The following is a 25,469-nucleotide window of genomic DNA, read 5'->3' on the forward strand; positions in this document are numbered from 1 at the left end:
TTATCTTCTGCGTCCCTCCATGTATGAATTACGAATTACCTACGGGTTTAACTTGACTCAACAAATCGTGCAGTTTTTCGCCTTCAATGACTTCTGTTTCTAAGAGTTGAGTAGCGATCGCTTCTAGCAAGTCTCGATTCTGTCTAAGAATCTCTAGGGCTTGTTCGTGGGCTGTTTCCACGATTTCCTTGACTTCGCTATCAATAGCTTTTGATGTGTCTTCACTCACCGCCCGCCGAGGATTAGCCCCGCCATTACCCAAAAACATCGATTGTTGTCCTTGTTGGTAAGCTAATGGCCCTAAGACTTTGCTCATACCATAAGATGTTACCATCCGTTCTGCCAAGTCAGTTGCTCGTTGCAAATCGTTGGAAGCACCTGTTGTAATACTGTTAAACACAATCTCTTCGGCGGAACGTCCACCTAACAGAGTTGCAATCTGACCCCGCAATTCCTCTTCATTCATCAAAAAGCGGTCTTCAGTTGGTAATTGCAGAGTGTAGCCCAAGGCAGCCATCCCACGGGGAATAATCGAAATCTTTTCTACCCGACCGTTTCCTGTGGTTAGCGCCCCGACCATTGCATGACCAACTTCATGGTATGCAACAATCTTTTTCTCAGTCTCGTTCATGACGCGACTCTTTTTCTCTAAGCCGGCGACTACCCGTTCAATTGCTTCGGCGAAGTCTTCTTGAGCAACACTTTCACGCAGATTACGAGCTGCTAATAATGCTGCTTCGTTGACCAAGTTTGCTAAATCTGCGCCAGCAAAACCAGGAGTACGAGTAGCGATCGCTTTTAAATTTACATCATCTCCTAATTTTACCTTTTGAGCGTGAATCTTGAGAATTGCTTCCCGACCAGATAAATCAGGACGGTCTACCAACACTTGGCGGTCAAAGCGACCTGGACGCAGCAATGCAGAGTCAAGACTTTCAGGGCGGTTGGTCGCTGCTAGGACAATCACCGTTGCATCACCAGCCGCAAACCCGTCCATCTCCGTTAGTAACTGGTTGAGAGTCTGTTCTCGCTCATCGTTACCACCGTAGAAGCCGTTACTGCTACGAGACTTACCGATCGCATCTAATTCATCAATGAATATAATACAAGGAGCCTGTTTCTTTGCCTGCTCAAACAAGTCCCGCACTCTGGAAGAACCCACGCCGACAAACAATTCTACAAACTCGGAACCAGAGATGCTGAAGAATGGAACACCTGCTTCTCCTGCTACGGCTTTCGCTAAAAGTGTCTTACCAGTACCAGGAGGGCCAACTAACAACACACCTTTAGGAATTCTCGCGCCAATTTGCGTAAACCGTGCTGGAGTCTTGAGGAAATCTACAATTTCTACTAACTCAGTTTTTGCTTCTTCTACGCCAGCCACATCTGCAAAGGTGATTTTAGCTGATTCGCCTTCAACGTAAACCTTAGCTTTGCTCTTACCAATGGAAAGCGCACCTTGAGGACCACCGCCGCCACCACGTGACAGAAAGAATTGCCAAATACCAATAAAAATCAGTGGTGGAATCACCCAACTTAAGAGGGTTGTAAACCAAGTATTTTTGGGTGGAGGTGTAGCAGCGAACTCAACTCCCTTTTCTTCTAGCAGTTTGGGTAACTCTAAATCAAAAATTGGTGTAGTTGCAAACACCGGGCCCGGCTCGCCATTTTCTGTTTTTAGTTCGTAGAGAATCTGGTTTTGACCAACAGAAACGCGATTAACTTCCCCTTCTTGTACTTGATGAATAAATAGGCTGTAAGGAACACCAGTAGGGCCAGAAGCAAATAAACCAGGCAAAAATAGATTTAAGAGCAGGAATATTCCTGATACTGCCAGTAAGATATTAGCAATAATCCGAAACCGAGGTGATTTAGGTTGTTCTTTAATTGCCATAGATGTTGTTACCAATCCTTAAGAATGAAAACTGTTGAGAATGTAACTTTATAGTAGAGTCTCTTTTTAAGTCCATATAATTGAAGCAGCTTATACTGTTTCCAACCAATCAAAAATTTGAGCTAACTGATCCAGTGTTACCAATCCATATTGCCAGAGGGTCATAGCCAGGAAGTTGGGGGTCTGCTCACAATGTCGCAAAGCCAGAGAAATTGCTCCACCAGAAATACCCAACTCTTCTTCTAAAAAATGCACCAATTGATCTGTAGCTTTCATCGCAATGTTAAACAATGTTAAATAAGTTTTATTTCTGAGAGAGTTTGACTTGTGTGATGCAATGTCCAGGTTGCATTGCAAAGTTGTTCAATTTGTCTTAGATCCTTAAGGATACTACCTATTTTCATAATTTCTCCTGTTTAGCAATGTCGTAGCATTTTTTTATTTATGTAACTAAACTTAACAATTAAATTAATCTTTGGGAACTAACAAGCAAATACGGTTTACCGTACTCAAAGGCTTAACACCAATGGAAATGAGAAAATTTAATGAACAGAACGCCGTTCAAGAAGACGCAGAGATTGTGAGAAGCGAAGAGAAATCCCCAGCCTCCTCTTCCATATCCTGACTTTTCATGTTATGTGGAAAAGTCCACCAAAAACCTAACCCTCTAACCCCCTTCCCGACGCGGGAAGGCTACGGTGTACACACAAATCATCTGATCCCCCTAAATCCCCCTTAAAAAGGGGGACTTGAAGAAATTTCCCCCCTTTTTAAGGGGGGTTAGGGGGGATCGAAACACTGTTAGACAACTTTATAAGACTTGTGTGTACACCGTAGCCCTTTCTAAGGGGGGTAATTTAACTTGTGTTTACACTGTGGCTACGGTGTACACACAAATCATCTGATCCCCCTAAATCCCCCTTAAAAAGGGGGACTTGAAGAAATTTCTCCCCTTTTTAAGGGGGGTTAGGGGGGATCGAAACACTGTTAGACAACTTTATAAGACTTGTGTGTACACCGTAGCCCTTTCTAAGGGGGGTAATTTAACTTGTGTTTACACTGTAGGCTTTTAGAAGAGAGAAATAGAAGTGAGGTTTTCCAGATACCGTGAAACTGGGTTGGGGTTAAAGGTTTTTTCCCTTTTCCCCAAAAGCCGAGAAATATTGGTTGTTATGTTCCTTTTTCAGCAACAAAACTAACTAATACCACAGGCTGCTAGTTTTACAGCTAAAGCATTCGAGTATCGCCACGGTTGAGAACCTATGTCTGCGTTTATAATTTTGTTAAGCGATCGCATTTTTGCCCAAAATTCTCCGTGGGTAAAAGGGTGAGAGTATAGTTTTTCTTGCCACTTTACCAAGGATTGCCAACCATTGTGAATCCAGACCAATAATAAGGATGGGTAAGTAATTGCTCCCCTTCATCAGCACTGTTAGTAGGTAAAGACAAGTTCCCCAGTACTCCCAAACCTTCTAATTGACCATTTTTAACATAAATTTGCCCTTTGGCCATAGCTACCTGAGCCTGTCTGAGGGCTTCTGCCTTAATTGGAGCTGTCCTCAAGTTTTGATAAAATTTTGTCATCAAGGCTGCTGTACCAGCATCATTAACCGACCAAAGACTAGCAACACTAGTTTTCACGCCTGCCAGCACTGCTAAACCTGCAAATCCAAGCTCCGACTCTTCATCTCCTAATGCTGTTCTACAAGCACTCAGCACCAGCATTTCAACTTCGGGTTCATTAAAGCGCAACTGTCGTAATTGGTTCAAGCGTAACTTGTCTTCCCACAGTTGAATATAAGAATTACTCAAAGCGCCGGTAGTAAAATCGGCATGGGTTGCCATGTGAATAATCCCAAAAGGTTGTTGGCGGCGGATAGTTTTGAGATTTTCTAAGGTAGCTTGCTTATCTAACAATAATTTGCCCTGCCAAAGTTTAGACACCAGTGTTGATAACTCCAGGGGAACTGCTGGTAAAGGCTCTTGTCCTTGTGTACTCTGAGAAACCCCTAGCGCTAAAATTTGAGATTTTTTAATGTCTTTATAAAGGGTGTTAGTCAAGCTGATACTGGGCATCAAGCCAATGCTATATTTTTCTACTAGAAACCCCTTGCCATCATGAAGTGCTGCCATTGGAGTTGAACGTAACCCCATATCTGGTAAAAATACCAAATTATTGATTTCTCTTGCCTGCAAATCGGCCTCTAGTGGTGCAATTATCCAGCGATAAAGTTGTTGAGATGGACGCAAATAACCAGTGCGGCGACGGTTTTGTGGACTAACTATTTGGTCACGAAATTCTTGAGCTACTTGGAGAACTTTGGCTCTGGTAGTTTCTGGGATACGCTTGCGGATGGGGTCGCCTTTTCCAGTGACTACGACTATTTCCAGTTGGTCGCTATTCTGCTCTGCTAGAGTATTTAATTGTTTAGTAAATTTTTGAGATTTGCCCAAATTTCTCTCTGGTATTATCTCCACAGGAACAAAACTGATGTAAATAAATGCAGGTTTAACACCAGTTGCTTCTTCAATTTTGCGAGCAATTTCTTTGGCATCATCTAGTGTTTTAATTTTAGGATTCGGGATGCCTAAATGGTCGGCAAAATCATCTGTGAATTGATCTTCGGGTGTGGGATCGGTATTAATAACAGGGTTATCAATCTTAGGATTATTGAGACCAGGGACATTCGGTTTATCTGGAGTGCATTGGAATGAGCAAGGGGGAGGATTCGGGGTAAAAGTCGGAGTAGGGATTGGGGTAGGAATGGTGGGAGGAATCTGACTGACGTTGATTCCTATCTGTACAGGTGCAGAAGAGGAAACGCGGTCATTTGCACTAATTACAAAGGCATTTAGTGACCCATTTACATCAGTCGGAGGGGTATACACCAAAGTATCGCCGCTAGATAAGGTAGTTACACCAGGAATAACGGGAAGTCCATTGACAGTCAGATTTCCTGTATTCACTACATTAACTTGGATGGAGGTGATGTCATTATTAGCATCGCTGACCAGTGCAGCCAGACTAGAGAATGTCAAGGTAACAGGTTGATTGGTCTGGGTGTTGGGTAGCGATGAGTTTGCTGTTAATACAGGCGGAGTGTTGACGGAAGTAATGGTGATGCCGGTTGGGGTACCGATGGCATCTCCGCCAGTTGGCAAGACTGGAAAGTTATTTGAAGCGATTATTGAAGTGTCGCCTGTATTAATTGACCCTGTTGTGCCATTAACACTTGCATTACCGACGATAAAATCTACATTGTTTGGGCCACCATCATGTCGAATTCTAACCGTACCTCCCGTTGAAGGTTGGACGTTACCGCCAGTAAAAAATCCACCAGTTGCGATCGCTTCACCTGTTCCTGTTCCTTGAATCAGTCCGTTGGTTAGCACTTGCACATTGCCACCTTGAACAGTGTTTCCATCAACCAAATCGTCTGCTACGGACTGTGTGTTGATGTTGGTAAAACTAATATTGCTACCAGCAGTATTGGTAGTCTGTAAAGTAACGTTGCCACCTGTAACATTTCCAGTTCCATCGACTCCAATGGCGATCGCTGAGGCATTAATGGCATCATTAACGGTGATATTCTCTGTGGCAGTTAAGGTGACTGCGCCAGCCGTGCCAATAAAACTGCCACCTCCAAACTTGGCTACTGAGGAGTTAATCGCTCTAGTGGTAATGCTACCTGCTGTAGTTGTTGCGACTATATCGCCACCCGTACCTAAGCCACCAGCATTACTGGAAAACGAATCGATAGTATCAGTGAGGATATTGCCTGCCGCAGTCAAAGTCACCGTTCCACCCGTGGCATTGCCAACCCCTCCACTATCGCTGGTGTTGATCTGATTTAGGGTAATTCCACCATTGCTACTTACGACTTGAACATTACCTGCTGAATAGCCTTGTCCACTGGCAATAATGTTGCCTGCACTAATGTTGCCTGTCGCCAACAAACTTACATTGCCGCTTGTAAGGAAATTACGAGTTGTGTTTAGATTTCCTAGTAATAAGCTGGCTCCCGAAATGTTTATTGCTCCTCCGGTTGTCTGGATTGTGTTGGTAGGGTCAACAAAGTTTACAGAGCCACTTTGTGAGTTTAGGCTGAAGCTACCGCCGCCCAAGGCTAAAGTAGCTACACCATCGGTAGTTACTCCGGGTGTAGCTCCGGTGATGTCATTGATCGTAATATTGCCTGTAGCTTGTAAGCTGATATTTACACCCGAAGCTGCGATCGCACCCCATGAAACTGTATTCGCCCCAATATCTGCATCGCCAAAGGCAATATTGCCAGCTGTGCCATCAAAACTACCCACTCCACCATCGATAATTGTCAATGTGCTGGGGTCTAATAATAAAGTGCCAAAGCTACCATTTGCGGCTGAAGTATCTACCAAACCGTTGAAAGTCAAGAAATTTTTGCCTGATACTTCGACATTTCCACCATTCCCAAAATTTGCTCCTCCACGTGCCGAAATGTTACCAAAATATTGAGTTGTATCGTTACCCCAAACAATTACCCGTCCGCCGTTTCCATTCAAATTGCTATCGGCATTAATGACAGAGTTGGAATTAACATAAGTTTGATCTGCGTTGGGTAAAGTCCCCTTACCTTGGTAATCGCCGCCAATTAACACAGTACCGCCGCCATTGCTTCCAGAAGCGTTAATATTGGCATCAACCAACGCAACTTTTTTACCCAAAGCAATTACCGTACCGCCTATTTGACTTGATACATCCACTGTCCCAGAAACAATTGTTGTGCCTGGAGTTGTGGGAATCGTCACATTAGAGCCTGTCAATTTTACAGTCCCATCAGGATTGGCAGTTAACCCAGTGTTACCAACAGTGAGCAATTCAGGTATTGAGGCGATGGGAATTGTCCAGTTATTGGGTTGGTTGCTACTAGAGGCGAGGGGCTGAATTTCCAGACTCAGCAGATTTCCTGGCTGACTGAGACGCACCCAATTTTGCCCTGGTACAGATGTGATAGAAATCTGCCCTCCCGGTGCCGAAAGTTGCCCGGTGTTGACTACAGTACCACCCAATAAATTCAAATTTTGCCCAGCACCTACTGCCAAATTTCCAGCATTTGCGATCGCTCCTGGCTGGTTCATACTAAAGGCAAATCCGTTGGGGTTGCCAACTAAAGCGGCATAGTCATTAACACCAATAGCGTTGAACCAACTGCTGCCAAAACCAATGCCATTGGCTGTTGTCACCGTGAAAGCACCAGGTACATTTAAGCTGGCGTTTGATCCAAAAATAAATCCGGCTGGATTCATCAAGAAGAGGTTAGCATTGCCACCTGTTACCTGAATTAAGCCATTGATAACCGAGGCATTCCCGCCTGTAATTCGACCAAGGATATTTTGCAGCGCCGGACTAGCTTGAAAGTTGGCGATTTGTTCTGGTGAAATCCCAAATTGTTGAAAGCTGTGAAAGAGGTTAGCACCATCTCCAGAAGTTGTACCGCCAGTGATATTAAGTTGATTACCGTTGGGTGTAACAATTGTGTTTGTCCCATCGGCAGCAGGGACAATTTGTTGTGTTTGGGCTAATGCCGTACTAGTGACTGTCACCAGAGGCAAAATAGCTAAGACTGAAGCGGCGATTTTGTGTAGTAGAGGTTTTTTACGCCGCAAGATGAAGCGACCTGTGGGCAATTCTACATCGATTTGTAACTTGTCTCCTAATCCGCGTCGCCAAAGTGCTTGAGCGATCGCCTTCTGTGACCAGAGTATTTGTTCTGTTCTTCTAGTAACAGAGATGCTTTGAGAATGATTTCGGTAAAAGTAGAGGGGCTGTTTGACTCGGCGTACCTGGGTTACTTCTGAAAGTCGGAGACACAAATCGTAATCATAAGCACTACTTGTAAAGGATGCGTTCACACCTCCCACCCGATCGTAAACTGAACGGCGCATAAGACGGAAGTGGAAAGTCATGAAGTTTACCAATAGCCCCTCTGGGGAGTAAGGAATGTCACAGCGATGACCGTAGCCGATGACTTTACTTTTTTCATCAATATTTAAGTAGTCGGTGTAAACAAATCCTGTTTCTGGGTGGTGATTCAGTACTGTAGCGGTTTGGGCGAGGGCGGTGGGGGCTAGGATATCATCACTGTCTACGATACCGATGTAACTGCCGCTAGTTTGGGCGATCGCTATTTTACAAGCCGCAGAAACTCCTTGATGCTGTGCTTCTACTACCCGCACTCGCCTATCTTGTTGAGCATAAGCGTTTGCGATCGCCACTGATCCATCTGTAGAGCCATCATCCCAAATTAGCAGCTCAAAGTCTGGCCATGTTTGCGCTAAGACGCTGGCGATCGCTACCCCAAGGTAAGACTCCCGGTTGTAATTGACGATGACTATGGAGATCAGTGGTGGCATCGAAGTATTCCCAAGTTTTCTACCTGTTATCACAATATAATGCTAAGGGCTATCACTTAGAAAAAATTGCTGTTAAGTATTGTTTTAGTTACAAATCTTCTGAAATCTGAATGTCAAAAATATGATATTGAAATATTCATACAGCCATAGCACACTCAAAAATCAAAATTAGCCCAGTCGTAAAATAAGGCACCCACTGAGGAGAAATGAGAAAAGAAACAGAAACTGGCATTAAGCCGAAAACAATTACTCACAAAAGCATTATCTGTTTCTCTCATCAGTTAAATACTTGGCATCTAGCAACTACTACATGGAATAAGCACAGTTTCAGTTTTCAGTGCGGCTTGCTAATTCTTCCTGCGGTCTGGATTTTAACTGCAAATGGACTGAGAGCTACGGCGAATATATTGACACCAGACTCAACTCAAAAGATTAGTCAGCCAGAGTTACAAATAGTACAGGCATCAGAAACTGCCCCGGAAAATAACCCCAATCAAACCGAACCAAATCCCCAACCAGAAACACCACAACGAATTCGGGTTCGCAAAATCCAGGTTGTAGATAGCACAGTTTTTAATGAAACTGACTTTAATCCAGTTGTCAAACCCTTTGAAGAACGGGACTTAACTTTAGAAGAAATTAGACAAGCCGCAGATGCTATTACCCAGCTTTACTTAAATAAAGGCTATATAAATTCCAGAGCAGTTCCAGACATTCAGCAACCTAGTACCGCCGATGGTGTTGTGGTAATTAGGGTAATTGAAGGGCGTTTGATAGAGATTGAGATCGAAGGAACGCGACGATTAAATCCATCTTATGTTCGTAGTCGCATCCAATTAGGTGCCGGTACTCCTCTGAATACTAGTAAGCTCGAAGATCAACTGAAGCTGTTGCGACTCGATCCCTTATTTACAAATGTAGAAGCACGTCTGCGTCCAACGGGTAAAGTTGGTCAAAGTGTTCTCATTGTTAGAGTTGAAGAGGCTAACCCTTTAACTGGTAGCTTGGGTGTAGATAATTATTCGCCTCCGAGTATTGGTGCGGAAAGATTGGGTATTGAACTGCGCGATCGCAATTTAACTGGGATGGGAGATGAGTTAGCAGGCTCCTATTACCACACCCTTTCTGGTGGTTCCGATGCCTTTGATTTTAGCTATCAAGTTCCTGTGAACGCCATGAATGGCAAAGTGCAGATTAGAGCCGCATTTAATCGCAATGAAATTACTGAGCCACCCTTTGATGCGCTTGGCATTCGCGCCAACCAGGATCTTTATGAAATCAATTATCGTCAACCATTGATGCGATCGCCAAGAGAAGAATTTGCCCTATCTTTGGGATTTACCTATCAAGATGGTCAAACCTTCATCCTCAATAATCTCGCACAACCTTTTGGTATTGGCCCTGATGCCAATGGCGTTAGCCGCACCAGTGTAATTAAATTTGGTCAAGATTATATTAAGCGCGAACCTCAAGGAGCTTGGTTTTTGCGATCGCAATTTAATTTTGGCATTGACGTATTAGATGCAACCATCAACAACGACCCCATACCCGATGGTCGCTTTTTCAGTTGGTTGGGTCAAATACAGCGCGTGCAGCAACTCAGCGCCGATCATCTGTTAATTATCCAAGCAGACTTACAGCTAACACCAGATAGCCTTTTACCCTCCCAGCAATTTGTAATTGGTGGTGGACAGTCTGTAAGGGGATATCGCCAAAATATCCGCTCTGGGGATAATGGATTTCGTGTAGCGATCGAAGATCGGTTCACAGTCCAGCGCAATGAATCTGGATTATCCACAATTCAACTCGCGCCATTTCTAGATATGGGATCTGTCTGGAATCAGTCTAATAATCCGAATCTGCTACCCAATCAAACTTTTTTGGTAGGTGCAGGCTTGGGATTATTATGGAATCAAGCAATGGGAATTGATAATCTATTTTTACGGCTCGATTATGGACTTCCATTTATCGATCTGAGCGATCGCGGCAATAACGCTCAAGATGATGGCTTTTACTTTAGCCTTCGCTATCAACCTTAGTACACCAATATGGGTAGGCTTTCTTTCTGTAGCTATGCTGAGTGCTGTTAGCAGTAGCGGGGCGTTTAGCCCGTGCTGAATTATGAGTCAGAAGTTAGTATTTTTCCCCAGTCCCTAGTCCCCAGTCCCCAGTCCCTTATCTTATCAATCTTTCCTGACCTATGTCAGCATTTTTTGTTTTAAAAATCGCTGAAAAAACGTATTTTCAGGTGATTGGCGATTTTTGGTCAATTTATTTTTGATTATTTACTGAGCTAATCTGCATTTGGGGTGTACTCTCAATATACGGTAACTATCACACTCGACCTTTGAGATAAATTACACCCAGAGGTGAATACCATGAAAAATTATGCTGATAAGCAAGAATTTGTATTAAGTCAAATTACAAGTAAATATTTTCAGCGCCGAGATTTCAGTGGATGTGACTTGAGTGGAATTGACCTAAAAGGAATTAATTTAACTGGTGTTAACTTTATAGGAGCAGATTTGAGTGGAGCAAATTTGTGTGGCTGTGTTCTCACTCGTGCTAATTTAAGTGGTGCAAATTTGATGCAAGCTAGCTTACGCGACGCTAATTTATATGAAGCATCTTTGTGTGAAGCTAATTTGATTAATGTTGATTTAACACGAGCAAACTTGTGCGGAACTTTCTTATGGCGGGCGAAATTTACAGGTAGTAATCTTTGGGGTGCTTCTTTATGCGATGTAGATTTGAGAGAAGCAGACTTAAGTGAAGCTAAATTAATTGAAGCATCACTGATTGAAGCTAACTTAGTTAGAGCAAATCTCACAGGGGCAAAGTTATGTGGAGCAAAATTACTAGAAGCTAATTTAGCTGAGGCTAATTTAACTGGTGCAGACCTGACATGGGCAAATTTAACCAAGGCAAACTTGAGTCAAGCAAACCTTTGGGAAACAAACCTGATTTATGCGAGGTTCCGGGATACTATCATGCCTGATGGCACAATTAAGCAACCTCAGATAGTTATTTATTAGTTAGGAGTAGCCCTGTCAAAGTGAGATAATCTTGTGATTCCGTTTCCATGCTCTGTATGGGGCTTTCCTTTTAGCTGTAACCACAATTTTTTTCAGCTTGGGTCATGTTATTGCGTAAAAGTTGTCGTTTATCCTTTTCAGAAGCGAAATCGTTAATTTTGACGCTAAACCAAGAACTTTTTTAGGTCTTAATGCCGGAGCGCTTAGTATTGATGCCACCGAAGGTTCTGCGATTAAAACAGCTTTAAATGTCCTGGCTGGAGATGCGATCAGTTTTGACTATGCTCAACCCAACCTACGCCTAACCCATATTATCCAAACTTGATATTACCTATGCGGGAACTGTTATAACTAATGCTTAAGTCGTAGCTAACACAACTTAAACAATACTTATTAATGGTGAAGCTGTAGTTACAGACGCTGATTATATGATAAGTAAACTTGAAGCTGTAGTTAATACACCTTAAGCACTAATTATAGATACTCACTATATGATAAGTAATGCTTAAGCAGTAGTTAACACAGCTTCTTCTGTGGTTATAAATCCTCAAGCAGTAGTTAACACAACTTCTTCTGTGGTTATAAATGCTCAAGCTGTAGTTAACACAGCTTCTTCTGTAGTTATGAATGCTCAAGCTATAATTAAGATTAGATGAACGCTTTAGATATAGCGGTTCTGGCTTAGATGCAGCTTGGATGCAGTACAGTTTTGACCTCTCTCCTAAAAGGCTACTGTGTACACACAAGTTAAATTACCCCCCTTAATCCCCCTTTAGAAAGCTACGGTGTACACACAAGTCTTCTAAAGTTGCGCCACAAGCTTTTGATCCCCCCAACCCCCCGATAAATTGGGGGGCAAAAAGCTCTCAAAGTCCCCCTTAAAAAGGGGGATTTAGGGGGATCTACGATGATTTTGGTTTTCTAGAAAGATGTGTGTACACCGTAGCTTAGAAAGGGGAGAAAAAGAAATCTAGTTCCCTCCCCTTAGAAAGGCTACGGTGTACACACAAGTCTTCTAAAGTTGCGCCACAAGCTTTTGATCCCCCCAACCCCCCGATAAATTGGGGGGCAAAAAGCTCTCAAAGTCCCCCTTTTTAAGGGGGATTTAGGGGGATCTACGATGATTTTGGTTTTCTAGAAAGATGTGTGTACACCGTAGCTTAGAAAGGGGAGGGTTAGGGTGTGGTAAAACCCTGGTTAATCAGCTATTTCAGACTTGTGTGTACACCGTAGCTCCTAAAAGGAGAGATGCTTTGAATCTTACTCCCCTTCCTTTGAATGGAAGGGGGTTAGAGGGTTAGGTCTGTATTCCATGCAATTGGGAACCGCTATAAATTAAGAGAATTTACCAGTATTTATCTCATAAAAAGTATAATTATTTTTGTGGATTTTGCTGAACCAGAATGTATTTTCAGTAGGACATAGTAAATGTATAAATGTTACGAGTAACTAAATTTATGCCTTTGAGAAAACGTACATCCCGCGTTCTAGAAAATGCTGAGTTAAGATTTGCTGGACTCAAAGCAATTGATGCCAATCTGGATCTTGGAAATACTTGTAATTTAAAAGTCCTGACAGAAGTAATTGAGCAATTACGCAGCAAGTTAGAAGCTCATAATACTGCTCTCAGCACGATTGACTCTTCCAAAGTAGAAATTGAAGAATTAGAACAAACCTTGGGTACTTTCTCCGAAAAAATGCTCATGGGAATCGGCTTTAAATACGGCAAAGATAGCCGCGAATATGAGATGGCTGGTGGAGTTCGCAAAAGTGAACGTATCCGTAAAAGCAGAGCGACTCGCTTAAAAACTATTGCACAAAAAGCATCTATGCAAGGCACTCAACCCTTGTAGATGTGTAAGCAATACAGTTTGGATAAACAGGGGAGGAAAAAAGTTGTTAACCAGTAATTCTTTCTCCCCTGCTTGCCTCAACGCCCGATGACTAAAATTCGCGTTGTGAGAAAATAAAAATAGCGATCGCTAATAACAGGGCACTATAAAGTAAACCATAGCCAGCATTTGTAATCAGTGCAGTTGTGTCAGGTAGCGCTTGCAGACCATAAACGGCATCATTTTTTAAATCTAATCGAGATAAATCTGGCAAAATCAGAAACAAACCTTGAGTGATAAGTTCTATACCAGGGTTACGACTCAGACGACCTAGTTGGACTAAATCTTGAGTAATATTTCCAATTAAATATACCGCAAACGTTAAAATAGTCGCTAAGAGAGAAGCAGTAAAAACACCGAAGGTAATAGCCATAGCGGTGATTAATGACAACTGCAATACTAAGAAAATTGCAGCAATTAGAATACTCGCCGTTGGATGAGGAATGTTACCAAATTGCAGAAATATCAGATAAATTACCGTCATCGTAGCGACAAGTACAGCTAATACTGCGGATAAACCTAAGTATTTGCCCACAATAATTTCGCTGCGACTGACAGGTTTCACAATTAACACCAAAATAGTACGTTTTTCAATTTCTTTATTAACCAGTCCCGTACCAACAAATATTGTCACAATTAACCCGATGGCATTCATCGCCGCCATCCCGAAGTCTAAAAACATCTTGTCTTCAGTCGTAGATGCAAATTCAGGAAGCACGCGAAAGGCAGTAGCGAGTATAAGTGCATAAAAACCAATAATATATAGGATGCGATCGCGTACCACTTCCTGAAACACATTCTTTGCCAATACAAAAATTCTGTTAATAGTCATTTGTCATTTGTCATTTGTCATTTGTTATTCTCCCCCTGCTCCCCCTGCTCCCCCTGCTCCCCTGCTCCCCTGCTCCCCTCTCCTCTGCTCCCCTGCCTCATCCCTTCTCACTGCTGTGGAGGCGGCGATCCGGCAATTAATTTACTGGCGCGATCGCATTCAATTTCTGCAACTGTAATCTTATTACCTGAATTGCTGGTTGCTGCAACTGGTTCAATTCGACAAGATTTTTTCAAAAAATAACCCCGTGGGTTAGAACTTGGCCCTATCCAAATACTTAATAAATCTAATATATATCCAGACTTAGTATTAGCTACACGCGGCTCAATGCGCCATAAATCTTTCTCTTCATATTTACCCAGGCTTTTTTGAATTACTGCTCTACCTAGAGTTCCTACTCGTTGTTTTGCCTCAAGCAACCATTTCTCTACTTCTGACCAAGGTGTTTGATTTATTTGTTCTATTACTATTGGTTGAAGTCTTTCTAGAATTACAACACCGTTTTGCGGTACTTTCACCCGTTCTTCTGTTCTGACAACAACGGTACTACGTTTAAAAGTATCTGCTTGCAAACTAGGATATTGTTGAAACCAATGATCCATTACAAAGTAAAACTGAATCCAGCAACTTAGTAGCATACTACTAGCAACTAAAATTATGATTCTTTGGCGGTCTTGTGGCTTAGGAATTCTCGCTTTAGCGTCGGTGTCACTTCCTTCAATAAACTCCGGTATTGCTGTAATTAGTGCTGAAATTGTCGGCCAAAAAACGATTGTTCTTGGTGTAATTACATCCTGTTGATTTCCAAAAGCAAAAACACTTACTAAGAATCCAGTGATTACTGCCCCAACTGGCATAAAAGTGCCAGGAACTCTCAAAGGATCTTGAGTTGTATACCAAGCTGTGCCGGCAATTAAAAATAACCAACCGAAAAAGGCAATAATATCTTTGATATAGCCTGTAGCTAAATATGAAAGTACCCAAGAAAAAACACTCAAATAAATAAATGTCTGCCAAGAATAAGCTTTGGGTGGAACTAATACTTTTCTAATTCCTGCATAAAGCCCTTCCGCAAATTTAAAAATTCCAAATACATCTTTAAGTAGCGTATTCATGTTCCTCTTTCCACCTAATTAATTAATCACTCGTCTTCCTTTTAAGTAAAATCTTCCTATTTCGCACTAAATAATAAAACAAGAGTTATAGCACTATAACTCAGGGAATTCGCTATTAGTACAGTAATTATTAAATTATTACTTTGGAATTTCAAGTTGCCAAAAGTCCGCCATCGCCGACGTTGAGATATTGGTGCTTCCTCTTCCTCTTGTTTTTTAAGAAGTTGCTCATTTAATGATAGTAACAATACCTTTAAAATGAAAAACTTCATTAGAAAAGTAGAAAAGAAAATTATAAAAGCAGTTAATATTAATAACCCTTGTGTATTAGGTGATTTAAAGTTATTAAAAAACATATAATTAATTAATTCTGTTCTCACCTGGAGCGGTAAAATCGGTTCTGATACAAAAAATATGAACCAACCAATTACACTAGAAAATAAATTGATAGAAATAGCATAAAAAGTACTAGTTTTTTTGTCAAATTTGAGTCGATAATGCAAAAGATAAGCTTCGATGGGGATGGCAATCAGTACAAATAAAAAGTCAAACAGAATTCCACCAATGGGAAAAATCCTCGGAAGTATCCAATTCTCAGGCATAAGTGGTCAAGGGTAAGGTTTAACTGTAGAGAGTATAACTGGGATAGTGAGGGTGATGGGGGAAATTATTACATTGTTCTTGTCCTTTACTATGCTCGTGTGCCAGTATTCCCTGATTGATATTGTTAATACATCAAGCTGATGCTTGTACGGGGACGCTAGAGAGGTAGCTTCTCTACCTAAGATTACAAGACGTTAGGTAAGATTAAAGACTGCCACTTATAGCTTTTCGAGAGATGACAAGGAACGGTATCGGTATTCGCACGGCGCAAGTGCGTCAAGAACGGCTCATTGGTCAAATTCACGTTTACGATGGCGTGGGTAAAGGTAAGTCTCAAGCGGCTTTGGGTGTGGTTTTGCGCTCTATTGGTTTAGGGATAAATACGCCTAGTGATTCTAACCGTGTTTTACTGCTGCGCTTTTTAAAAGGGCCGGAACGTGATTATGACGAAGATGGAGCGATCGCAGCTTTGCAGCGTGGATTTCCCCATTTAATAGACCAGGTTCGCACTGGGAGAGCCGAATTTTTTGGCCCAGAAGAAATTACTACCTTTGACCGAAATGAGGCGATGCGGGGTTGGGATGTTGCCAAAGGTGCGATCGCTAGCGGTTTATATTCAGTTGTCGTCTTGGATGAAATTAACCCCGTTCTGGATTTGGGTTTACTACCAGTAGATGAAGTGGTAAAGACATTAAAATCCAAACCCCAAGAATTAGAAATCATAGCTACCGGACGCGCCGCACCGCAAAAGTTGCTCGATATTGCAGATTTGCACTCAGAAATGAAACCTCATCACCATCCCACAGCCAAAGCCTTATTCCTTGAAGGGATTGAAATTTATACTGGTGCTGGTAAAGGCAAGTCTACTAGTGCTTTGGGTAAAGCTTTACAGGCCATTGGTAGGGGAATTAATCATCCAGGGTCTACCCGTGTGTTAATTATGCAGTGGCTTAAAGGTGGTAGCGGTTACACAGAAGATGCTGCGATCGCCGCTTTGCAGCAGTCATATCCAGAAGTGGTGGATCATCAGCGCTGTGGTGGAGATGCGATTGTTTGGCGCAATTCCCGGCAAGAATTAGATTATGTAGAAGCCGAACGAGGTTGGGAAATCGCAAAAGTTGCGATCGCCTCTGGAATGTATAAAACTATTATTCTCGATGAACTCAATCCTACCGTTGACTTAGAATTACTCCCCGTTGAACCCATTGTTCAAGCTTTGCTCCGCAAACCCCGCGACACCGAAATCATCATCACTGGTCGCTGTCAAAATCAACCAGCATACTTCGACTTGGCTAGCGTTCATTCAGAGGTTTATTGCCACAAACATTATGCAAATCAAGGTGTAGAACTTAAACGAGGGGTAGATTTTTAGATATTGCATCTGAATTCGTAATTCGTAATTCGTAATTCGTAATTCGTAATGTTATCAAGCTTGAATTTTTGGTGAATTTTCTTCCTTCTCTGCGAGACGCTGCGCGAACGCGCTCTTTGCGTCCTTCTCTAACGAGACGCTGCGCGAACGCGGTTCGTTCTCTGCTCTTTCAAATTTAATGAGACAGACGAGTAGGGCTAGCATTGTAATGCTGACCCTACAAGCAACTAAGGCTGTTGGCGTATTCTTTGCCAGACAGTAAAGCCCAAAAGAATGACAATACTACTGGCGGTAGTCATCATCACAGCCAAACTCATGCCTTGTATTCTCATTGCCAGCAAGTTGAAAAATAAGGTAATTGACCAAAGCGTGAACGCAGCATGGCGCTGGGAAAGTCCCCAAGCAAGTAAGCGGTGGTGCAGATGATCTTTGCCAGGAGTACTAAGAGGGTTATTTCCTGCTAGTAGCCGCCGTACAAATACTTGGGTAGTGTCTATTACTGGCAACAATAGAAATAAAACCGTGGGAATTAGTGCATAAACTGTGTTTTGTTGCAGTTTGCCTAAAATACTAGTTGCTGCCAGCACATAGCCAAAAAAGTATGCTCCGGCATCACCCATAATAATTCGCGACGGATGGAAATTATGGCGCAAAAAGCCTAATGCAGCACCTCCTAAAGCTGCAAGTACCAAGATTGCCGCCGCACGGTTATTAAATTGGGCTGCAACCCCCAACAAACTCATAGCGGTAATAAAGCTGATTCCTCCTGCCAAACCATCCATACCATCCATCAAGTTGATGGCGTTGGTAATTCCTACTACCCACAGTACTGTCAGCAACATAGACAGGAACGAGTCGATGGGAGTACCAAACAGCACTCTTACACTGATACCATTAGCTACTAGCAACAGTGCCGTGACAATTTGCGCCCACAATCGAACAGAGGGTGGTAAGCCGAACTGATCGTCGATAAAGCCCACCAGGACTAATATCGAACCTCCTAACAGAATAGTGAGCACCTGAGCCAATACGTTTTGGAGTTCGATCGGTCGTAAAAGGCTAGCTAATACCAGCGCGGCAATGACACCCGCGTAGATAGCCAGCCCCCCTGCATTGGGTAAAGGTTCGCGATTGAGTCGCCGAGCGTTGGGTTGGTCAGCCCAGCCTACCCGTAAGGCGAATTTGCGGACTGTCGGAATTGAACGCCACGTTACAAGCCAAGCCAAAAGGAACGTAAATACTACTGCCAACCAGCCGGTGCCGCTAGGGTCGGCAATACCAAGGTACTTAAGGGAGTTGTCTAGATTCATCTCCCAATTCAAGCATTACTGCCAGTATCTATAAAGAACATCACCTGTATATTAATCAATTTTTTTTATTTCCATTTGTAACTTGAGCTGATTGAGAGATTAGCACTCTTGCTCTGTGAGTGCTAAATTGTCTAATGGAAGCGCTGGAGAAATAAAACATGGCGAAAATTATTGCATTTGACGAGGAATCGCGGCGAGCTCTAGAAAGGGGTGTTAACGCCCTTGCTGATGCCGTAAAAATCACCTTGGGGCCTAAAGGTCGTAATGTCCTTTTAGAGAAAAAATTTGGCGCACCTCAAATTGTCAACGATGGTATCACTGTTGCCAAGGAAATTGAATTAGAAGATCCTTTGGAAAATACTGGTGCAAGACTCATCCAAGAAGTGGCCTCAAAAACTAAAGATGTTGCTGGGGATGGTACAACCACCGCCACAGTTTTAGCACAAGCCTTGATTCGGGAAGGTTTGAAGAACGTCGCGGCGGGTAGTAACCCAGTTAGCTTGAGACGCGGGATCGACAAAACTATTGAGGCATTGGTACTGGAAATTGCCAAGATAGCCAAGCCAGTAGAAGGAAGTGCGATCGCTCAAGTTGCCACTGTTTCTGCTGGTAACGATGAAGAAGTTGGTCAAATGTTAGCTCAAGCAATGGAAAAAGTCACCAAAGATGGTGTAATTACCGTTGAAGAATCTAAATCCCTGACAACTGAACTAGAAGTAGTTGAAGGGATGCAGATTGACAGGGGTTACATTTCACCCTACTTTGTCACCAACAACGAGCGGCAAATCGTGGAATTTGAAAACGCCCGGATCTTGGTGACAGATAAAAAAATCGGCAGCATCCAAGATTTAGTACCAATTTTGGAAAAGGTCGCCCGTTCTGGTCAACCCTTGCTAATCATCGCTGAAGATGTCGAAGGTGATGCCTTGGCAACTTTGGTAGTGAACAAAGCACGGGGTGTACTAGCCGTGGCTGCAATCAAAGCCCCTGGATTTGGCGATCGCCGCAAAGCTTTGTTAGAAGATATTGCTATTCTCACCGATGGACAGTTGATTTCGGAAGAAATCGGCTTAAGTTTGGATACTGCTGCTCTAGAAGCATTGGGAACTGCTCGCAAAATCACCATTGACAAAGAAAGCACCACTATTGTCGCTGGCAGTGTCACCAAGCCAGAAGTACAAAAGCGGATTGGTCAAATTCGCAGGCAGTTGGAAGAAACCGATTCTGAATACGATCAAGAAAAACTGCAAGAACGCATCGCCAAGCTCGCTGGCGGCGTGGCAGTGATTAAAGTGGGTGCGGCAACCGAAACCGAACTCAAAGACCGTAAACTGCGGATTGAAGACGCGCTGAATGCCACTAAAGCTGCTGTGGAAGAGGGTATTGTTCCTGGTGGTGGGACAACTCTAATTCACTTAGCTAAGAAGGTACAAGAGATTAAAAAGACCCTACAAAATGACGAAGAAAGAATTGGAGCTGATATTGTCGAACGAGCGCTAGAAGCCCCCTTGCGCCAAATAGCAGACAACGCTGGTGCAGAAGGTTCTGTAATCGTCTCGAAAGTCCGAGACAGCGAGTTCAACATTGGCTACAACGCCGCTACTGGCGAATTTGAAGACTTGATCGCGGCTGGTATTATCGACCCTGCCAAAGTCGTGCGTTCAGCTTTGCAAAACGCTGGTTCCATTGCTGGTTTGGTCTTAACTACCGAAGCGATCGTTGTTGAAAAGCCAGAGAAGAAATCTGCTGCTGCCGCTCCTGATATGGGCGGCATGGGCGGCATGGGTGGCATGGGCGGCATGGGTGGTATGGGCGGCATGGGCATGTTCTAACTTCTGCTCACCCAGATAAATATTTTTTCAGCAGTTTGTCTTGTTAAGGCAAACTGTTTTTTTATAGCATTGCTGATTCAGAGCCGATATGTTATCTCTATTGCTGGGAAGTAGCTGGGCATAAATAAAAGTAAGCTGTTAAGCATTTAATTTGCACATTGAGATCGCAGGGGGGCAGGGAGCAAGGGAGAGGGTTTGCAGCTTTTAATACCATAAAAATGATGCAATTTAAATGACGATTAGCTTAATCATCATGGTTATCAGTTATTAGTCATGAATACAACTAACTACTAAAAAAATGCCGATTCCTAAATTTGCAAATTTAAAGAACTGCTTAATTTAAAAATTACAGTCTTTGTATTAATTTTTGTAATATTAATAGCAAAAGCTGAAATAAAGAAAAACGCCTAATGGGTTCTGAGTAGGGAATTTTACTTCTTTACTAAGAACTGTGTAAAGAGGAACTTGTTTAATTGCCAATGCCCAATGCCCAATGCCCAATTCCCAATGTAGGTAATATTGTATGGTACGAAAACTGCGTCGTCTTCCCAAAATAGTAACTAGGCTATATAAAAAAGATGAGTTCCATCACCAACCAGGTACTATACCTGGAACAATTTTTATTGATGAAGATTCTCCGCCACCGATAATTTTCTTGATTGACTATAACCAAACTAATTTCATTCGCAAACAAATGGCAACCCCAGAAGAATGTGTTCCATATCTGGAGATGGAATCTATTTCTTGGGTAGATGTACAAGGTTTAGGCAGTCAAGATATATTACAACGATTGGGTCACGTTTTTGAATTACATCCTCTCGTTTTAGAAGATATAGTCAATGTACCAGAGCGTCCTAAAACTGAGGATTATGAAGACCAGTTACTATTCATTGCCCGGATGGTAGTACCAAAGGAAAGATCATGTGGTTTTTACAGCGAGCAAGTAAGTTTGATATTAGGTAAAAATTATTTACTGACAGTCCAAGAAGAACCAGAACATGATTGTTTTGAAGCGGTGCGATCGCGAATTGAAAAAAACAAAGGTATCATCCGTAAGCAAGGAGCAGATTATTTAGCTTACGCCGTGTTAGATGCCATTATTGATGGCTTTTTCCCGGTACTAGAGCTTTATGGGGAGCGAATCGAAGAGTTGGAAGAGGAGGTAATAGTTAAACCAACCCCACAAACACTACAAAATATTTATCAAATTAGGCGAGAACTACTGCAATTACGTCGTGCTATCTGGCCTCAGCGAGATGCAATTAATTCTTTGATTCGAGATGGCAGTGATTTGATTAGTGAAGAAGTGCGAATCTACTTGCGAGATTGTTATGACCATACAGTGCAAGTTATGGACATGGTAGAAACTTATCGAGAACTAGCATCTGGATTAATGGATGTGTATCTTTCGGCAGTGAGCAATAAAATGAATGAAATCATGAAAGTACTAACGGTAGTTTCAACAATTTTCATTCCACTGACTTTTGTGGCCGGAATATATGGTATGAATTTCAATACCGAAAAATCGCCATATAATATGCCTGAGTTGAATTGGTATTGGGGCTATCCACTTTGCTTGGCAGTTATGGCAGTGATCGCACTTGGGTTGCTATTCTTTTTTTGGCAACGGGGCTGGTTGCAAAACTCTGTAACAATTAAGCGTAATTAATAATTGCAGATGGAAGAAGAATCAAATATACATTCATTATTACAGGAGTTAATATTTTAATTCATGAGGAGTAGCGACCAGAATTTAGTAGTTTTGACAGTTTATATTATCGGTGTTTCCTATATCTTTAACCGCATGGTTGAATCCATCGATGATCAAGTTAAGTTTGAGTTTAAAAAAGGAATAGTTGACGAGCAACTCAAAGAACAAAATCTTGATGATAAAATTGGAATTTCCTTTAAACTCAAAGCCTCATACCCAATTGACGATTTGAAAGATTTAGGAATTAGCATTGAAAATAAATCTGATAATGTTGCCCTATACGTTGACTGGGATAACAGTTCTTTAGTAGTTGAACATAGCAAGCAATCGCGTCGCGTCATTCGGAAATCACCAGATTTAACCCGCGACTTAGCAGTACCCCAAAGTCCGAGCTTGATTGCTCCCAAGAAAACACTTTCTGAAACAGTGACAGCAGAAGATGTATTCGAGCGCGATCAAGTAGCTGGAACCTATTCAGCAAAAAAACCACTAATTGATATCAATGGGCTGCAAAAAGGGCAAAAAAAGCTGTACAACGACTTTATTAACAGAAGAAAGGAGTTGGACTTTTCCCTGCAACTGGTACTCAGAGTATCTGAAGTGCGTTTAGGTCTAGCCCCAGGCCGTGATTTTCCTCCCATTAGTATTATCAATTGTCCTTTCACAGTCAGGAAACTACCTTGGACTTACGCTCTACCTTGGAATAAAAAAAAGCAATAGCAACCAGACAGACTACGCCATCCAAGATTACACTGGATCTAAGGAGAGAGTAGACGCAGGCGGTTGCAGATCAGTCATAGTCACTGATTTGAGGAAAGTCCGGGCTCCCGAAAGACCAAACTTGCTGGATAACGTCCAGTGCGAGCGATCGTGAGGATAGTGCCACAGAAAGATACCGCCAGATCAATTAAAAATTAAAAATTAAAAATGTAAAATGAGCAATCAATTTTTAATTTTTAGTTTTACATTTTTAATTGATCTGGTAAGGGTGCAAAGGTGCGGTAAGAGCGCACCAGCAGTATCGAGAGGTGCTGGCTCGGTAAACCCCGGTTGGGAGCAAGGCGATAGGAACTACGGTTGGTCTTTTACCAGTTCCGCTCAACGAGAGCCGCTAGAGGCGTTTGGTAACAAGCGTCCCAGATAGATAACTGCCCTCGCAAGAGAACAGAACCCGGCTTATGTACTGCTCTTTCCCCCTTTTTTTGTGCTGAGTTTAGGAGTTAGGACTTAGTATTTTTCCCCTTCCCCTTTCCCCCTTCCCCCTAATGCCCCTTCCCTACCCACGCCGTCAACGGCAACTCGAAAGTTTAGTCCAAAAATTAGGTTTGTCGCGAGAAGCACCTATCAAGTGGGAACTGCTAGATTTAGCGCTAACTCATCCCACTGTTTCTGATTCGGCGAATTATGAACAACTGGAGTTTGTTGGCGATGCAGTGGTGCGGCTGGTGTCGGCTGTTGTGTTATGGGAAAATTATCCCGATTGTCCAGTAGGGGATTTTGCGGCAATTCGTTCGGTATTAGTGAGCGATCGCATCCTCGCCCAATTGGCCAGAATTTATGGTTTGGAATTATACTTACTAGTTGCGGGTAGTGCTACGGCTGATAAAGTTGGTCAAGAGTCTCGACTGGCAGATGCTTTTGAAGCAGTTTTGGGTGCGCTTTACTTAAGTACTCAAAATCTGGAACTGATCCGCTCTTGGCTAGATCCCCACTTCCAAGAATTAACAACAGAAATTCGCCTCGATCCTGCCAGACTTAATTACAAAGCTGCTCTCCAAGAATGGACTCAGGCGCAATTTAAAGTTTTACCAGAATATCGAGTTGTGGAAGTCACTCAACCGCACCATAATCAAGAACGTTTTATGGCTGAAGTGTGGCTACATGGCAAGAAACTCGGAGAAGGCAAGGGGCGATCAATTAAAACTGCTGAACAAGCCGCAGCTAAAGTAGCTTTTTTAGCAATTCCTAATCCGCAAACACCCTGAGCTTAAAAGACTGACAATTAGCCGATAATCATTTGGTTGTCAGTGGTCATTTGTCCTTCGTCCTTCATACAGTTCGGTTAAGATCCCCCCGCCTGCGGCGACCCCCTTAAAAAGGGGGTAAAAGAGGGTTAAAAGCCCCCCTTAAAAAGTGGAGTTGGGGGAATCTTCAGACATATTAGAACGTTAACCGAATACAAATGACCAAATGACAAATGACAAATGACAAATGACAAATGACAAATAACTAATGACAAACAAAATTAAAATTGCTGTTATCGGAGTTGGGCGTTGGGGAGTGCATCTGCTGCGGAATTTCTTAGCACATCCCCAAGTAGATGTAGTTGCTGTAGTAGATCCCCATCCAGAACGATTAGCGGCGATAAAACAGCAGTTTAATTTAGATGAAAATGTAGTATTGACAACCCAATGGGAAGATTTAAAGAAAGTGCCAGGGTTGACAGGAGTTGCGATCGCAACTCCGGCTACCACCCACTATCCTTTAATTAAAGACTCTCTCCAAAACGGATACCATGTTTTAGCTGAAAAACCGCTAACTCTCGACCCCGCAGAATGTCGGGAACTTTGTGAGTTAGCAGAGCAGCATCATTTAATACTGATGGTTGACCACACTTATTTATTTCACCCAGCAGTTGAGCAAGGGCAAACTGTAGTACAGGCGGGTAAATTAGGTGATTTACGCTACGGCTACGCTACCCGCACCCATTTAGGGCCTGTCCGCCAAGATGTTGATGCGCTCTGGGATTTAGCTATTCACGATATTGCCATCTTTAACGCTTGGCTAGGTCAGCTCCCTGTGAAAGTACAAGCAACGGGTACGGTGTGGCTACAGGGAGCAGGGGAGCAGGGGAGCAGGGGAGCAGAGGGGAAGAAAGATAAAAATTCTCCTCTGTCTCAAGGTTTGGCCGATCTAGTATGGCTAACGCTGACATACCCAGATGGCTTTCAAGCTTATATCCACTTGTGCTGGCTAAATGCTGATAAGCAGCGCCGGCTGGGGATTGTAGGTAGCCTTGGTAGTTTGATTTTTGATGAAATGCTGCGATCGTCACCTCTAACGCTGCTACATGGCGAGTTTGAACAGCAGAGTAATCATTTTATTCCGGTAAATCAAAAGCAGGTAGTGCTGGAATTAGAGCCAGGTGAACCATTGGGGCGAGTTTGCTCTTGTTTTATTGACTCTATCCTCAACAATACTCCCTCAGAGGTTTCATCTGGCTGGGTAGGCACACAGTTAGTAGAAATTCTTGCTGCACTAACAGTATCTCTTGAACAAGGCGGCAAGCCTGTTTTTCTTAACAACTCCTCTCAAGTCTAATTTTCCCCTGAGAATAAACGCCCATTTTACTGCGTAGCGACTGTCTTGAATGTCAAGTGCGATCGTTAACAAAAAACTGGAACTGTGAACATTGACGCAACTGGGGAACGCTGCGCTAGATTCGGTGGTGGCTGGTACGGGCATTGAGATTTTACATAG

The 25,469-nt window shown here is 42.7% G+C and carries 19 protein-coding genes and 1 other RNA gene; 12 read left to right on the forward strand and 8 right to left on the reverse strand.

The genetic code is table 11. The annotated features are described in order from the left end of the window. Positions 1-28: 28 nt before the first annotated feature. The 4 genes from ftsH4 to IQ274_RS20435 form a co-directional block, all read right to left on the reverse strand. The gene (gene ftsH4 / locus IQ274_RS20420) at positions 29-1,894 is read right to left on the reverse strand and encodes an ATP-dependent zinc metalloprotease FtsH (protein ID WP_163929597.1); all 1,866 of its coding nucleotides are present in this window, start codon (positions 1,892-1,894) and stop codon (positions 29-31) included. Positions 1,895-1,984: 90 nt separating this feature from the next. After that, complete coding sequence (locus tag IQ274_RS20425; protein WP_114080862.1) at positions 1,985-2,170, reverse strand: DUF2949 domain-containing protein; 186 nt, start codon at positions 2,168-2,170, stop codon at positions 1,985-1,987. Between the two features lie 919 nt (positions 2,171-3,089). Then, positions 3,090-3,254, reverse strand: a complete 165-nt coding sequence (locus IQ274_RS20430; protein ID WP_163934581.1) for a hypothetical protein — start codon at positions 3,252-3,254, stop codon at positions 3,090-3,092. Beyond that, positions 3,248-8,287: a CHAT domain-containing protein gene (locus IQ274_RS20435; RefSeq protein WP_194143264.1), complete on the reverse strand. Its 5,040-nt coding sequence runs from the start codon at positions 8,285-8,287 to the stop codon at positions 3,248-3,250. The genes IQ274_RS20430 and IQ274_RS20435 overlap by 7 nt, the downstream gene beginning before the upstream one ends. Positions 8,288-8,493: 206 nt before the next feature. Between IQ274_RS20435 and IQ274_RS20440 the strand changes: the two genes are divergently transcribed. The 5 genes from IQ274_RS20440 (at position 8,494) to IQ274_RS20455 (ending at position 13,175) form a co-directional block, all read left to right on the forward strand. Next, a complete protein-coding gene (locus IQ274_RS20440; protein ID WP_194143265.1) occupies positions 8,494-10,326 on the forward strand; it encodes a ShlB/FhaC/HecB family hemolysin secretion/activation protein in 1,833 nt (610 codons plus the stop codon). Positions 10,327-10,665: 339 nt separating this feature from the next. Next, positions 10,666-11,322, forward strand: coding sequence for a pentapeptide repeat-containing protein (locus IQ274_RS20445; protein WP_194143266.1), 657 nt, complete (start codon positions 10,666-10,668; stop codon positions 11,320-11,322). Between the two features lie 121 nt (positions 11,323-11,443). Further along, positions 11,444-11,647 carry a hypothetical protein gene (locus tag IQ274_RS20450; protein ID WP_163934592.1) on the forward strand — a complete coding sequence of 68 codons (204 nt, stop codon included), beginning with the start codon at positions 11,444-11,446 and terminating at the stop codon, positions 11,645-11,647. Positions 11,648-11,855: 208 nt separating this feature from the next. Further along, entirely contained in the window at positions 11,856-11,978 is a 123-nt protein-coding gene (locus IQ274_RS37445) for a hypothetical protein (RefSeq protein ID WP_265578561.1), read from the forward strand. Positions 11,979-12,779: 801 nt separating this feature from the next. Then, a complete protein-coding gene (locus IQ274_RS20455; protein ID WP_163934595.1) occupies positions 12,780-13,175 on the forward strand; it encodes a hypothetical protein in 396 nt (131 codons plus the stop codon). Between the two features lie 91 nt (positions 13,176-13,266). On the opposite strand, the gene IQ274_RS20460 is transcribed toward IQ274_RS20455, so the two are convergent. From IQ274_RS20460 to fraC, 3 genes are all read right to left on the reverse strand, one after another. Continuing rightward, a complete protein-coding gene (locus IQ274_RS20460; RefSeq protein WP_194143267.1) occupies positions 13,267-14,046 on the reverse strand; it encodes an ABC transporter permease in 780 nt (259 codons plus the stop codon). 107 nt (positions 14,047-14,153) lie between these two features. Beyond that, on the reverse strand, positions 14,154-15,161 hold the full coding sequence (gene fraD, locus IQ274_RS20465) for a septal junction protein FraD (protein WP_194143268.1): 1,008 nt from the start codon (positions 15,159-15,161) through the stop codon (positions 14,154-14,156). A gap of 56 nt (positions 15,162-15,217) precedes the next feature. After that, positions 15,218-15,763 carry a filament integrity protein FraC gene (fraC, locus tag IQ274_RS20470; protein ID WP_194143269.1) on the reverse strand — a complete coding sequence of 182 codons (546 nt, stop codon included), beginning with the start codon at positions 15,761-15,763 and terminating at the stop codon, positions 15,218-15,220. A gap of 236 nt (positions 15,764-15,999) precedes the next feature. Here fraC and IQ274_RS20475 point away from each other — a divergent pair, with 236 nt between their 5' ends. Continuing rightward, complete coding sequence (locus IQ274_RS20475) at positions 16,000-17,136, forward strand: cob(I)yrinic acid a,c-diamide adenosyltransferase (protein ID WP_163934608.1); 1,137 nt, start codon at positions 16,000-16,002, stop codon at positions 17,134-17,136. A 227-nt stretch (positions 17,137-17,363) separates the two neighbouring features. Here the strand turns inward: IQ274_RS20475 and IQ274_RS20480 are convergent, their stop codons facing one another. Further along, entirely contained in the window at positions 17,364-18,446 is a 1,083-nt protein-coding gene (locus IQ274_RS20480; RefSeq protein WP_163934611.1) for an MraY family glycosyltransferase, read from the reverse strand. A gap of 158 nt (positions 18,447-18,604) precedes the next feature. Between IQ274_RS20480 and groL the strand changes: the two genes are divergently transcribed. From groL to IQ274_RS20510, 6 genes are all read left to right on the forward strand, one after another. After that, on the forward strand, positions 18,605-20,278 hold the full coding sequence (groL, locus tag IQ274_RS20485; RefSeq protein WP_193945116.1) for a chaperonin GroEL: 1,674 nt from the start codon (positions 18,605-18,607) through the stop codon (positions 20,276-20,278). A 523-nt stretch (positions 20,279-20,801) separates the two neighbouring features. Beyond that, the gene (gene corA / locus IQ274_RS20490; RefSeq protein WP_190933510.1) at positions 20,802-21,947 is read left to right on the forward strand and encodes a magnesium/cobalt transporter CorA; all 1,146 of its coding nucleotides are present in this window, start codon (positions 20,802-20,804) and stop codon (positions 21,945-21,947) included. A 63-nt stretch (positions 21,948-22,010) separates the two neighbouring features. Then, positions 22,011-22,709 (forward strand): hypothetical protein, encoded by a 699-nt coding sequence (locus tag IQ274_RS20495; RefSeq protein ID WP_012407977.1) that lies wholly within the window; start codon positions 22,011-22,013, stop codon positions 22,707-22,709. A 46-nt stretch (positions 22,710-22,755) separates the two neighbouring features. Then, an RNA gene (gene rnpB / locus IQ274_RS20500) (RNase P RNA component class A) lies at positions 22,756-23,183 on the forward strand. A gap of 71 nt (positions 23,184-23,254) precedes the next feature. Next, the gene (gene rnc, locus IQ274_RS20505) at positions 23,255-23,974 is read left to right on the forward strand and encodes a ribonuclease III (RefSeq protein WP_114080848.1); all 720 of its coding nucleotides are present in this window, start codon (positions 23,255-23,257) and stop codon (positions 23,972-23,974) included. A 247-nt stretch (positions 23,975-24,221) separates the two neighbouring features. Beyond that, entirely contained in the window at positions 24,222-25,310 is a 1,089-nt protein-coding gene (locus IQ274_RS20510; RefSeq protein ID WP_194143270.1) for a Gfo/Idh/MocA family protein, read from the forward strand. Positions 25,311-25,469 lie beyond the last annotated feature (159 nt).

The organism is Nostoc sp. LEGE 12447 (assembly GCF_015206985.1).
Classification (GTDB): Bacteria; Cyanobacteriota; Cyanobacteriia; order Cyanobacteriales; family Nostocaceae; genus Nostoc.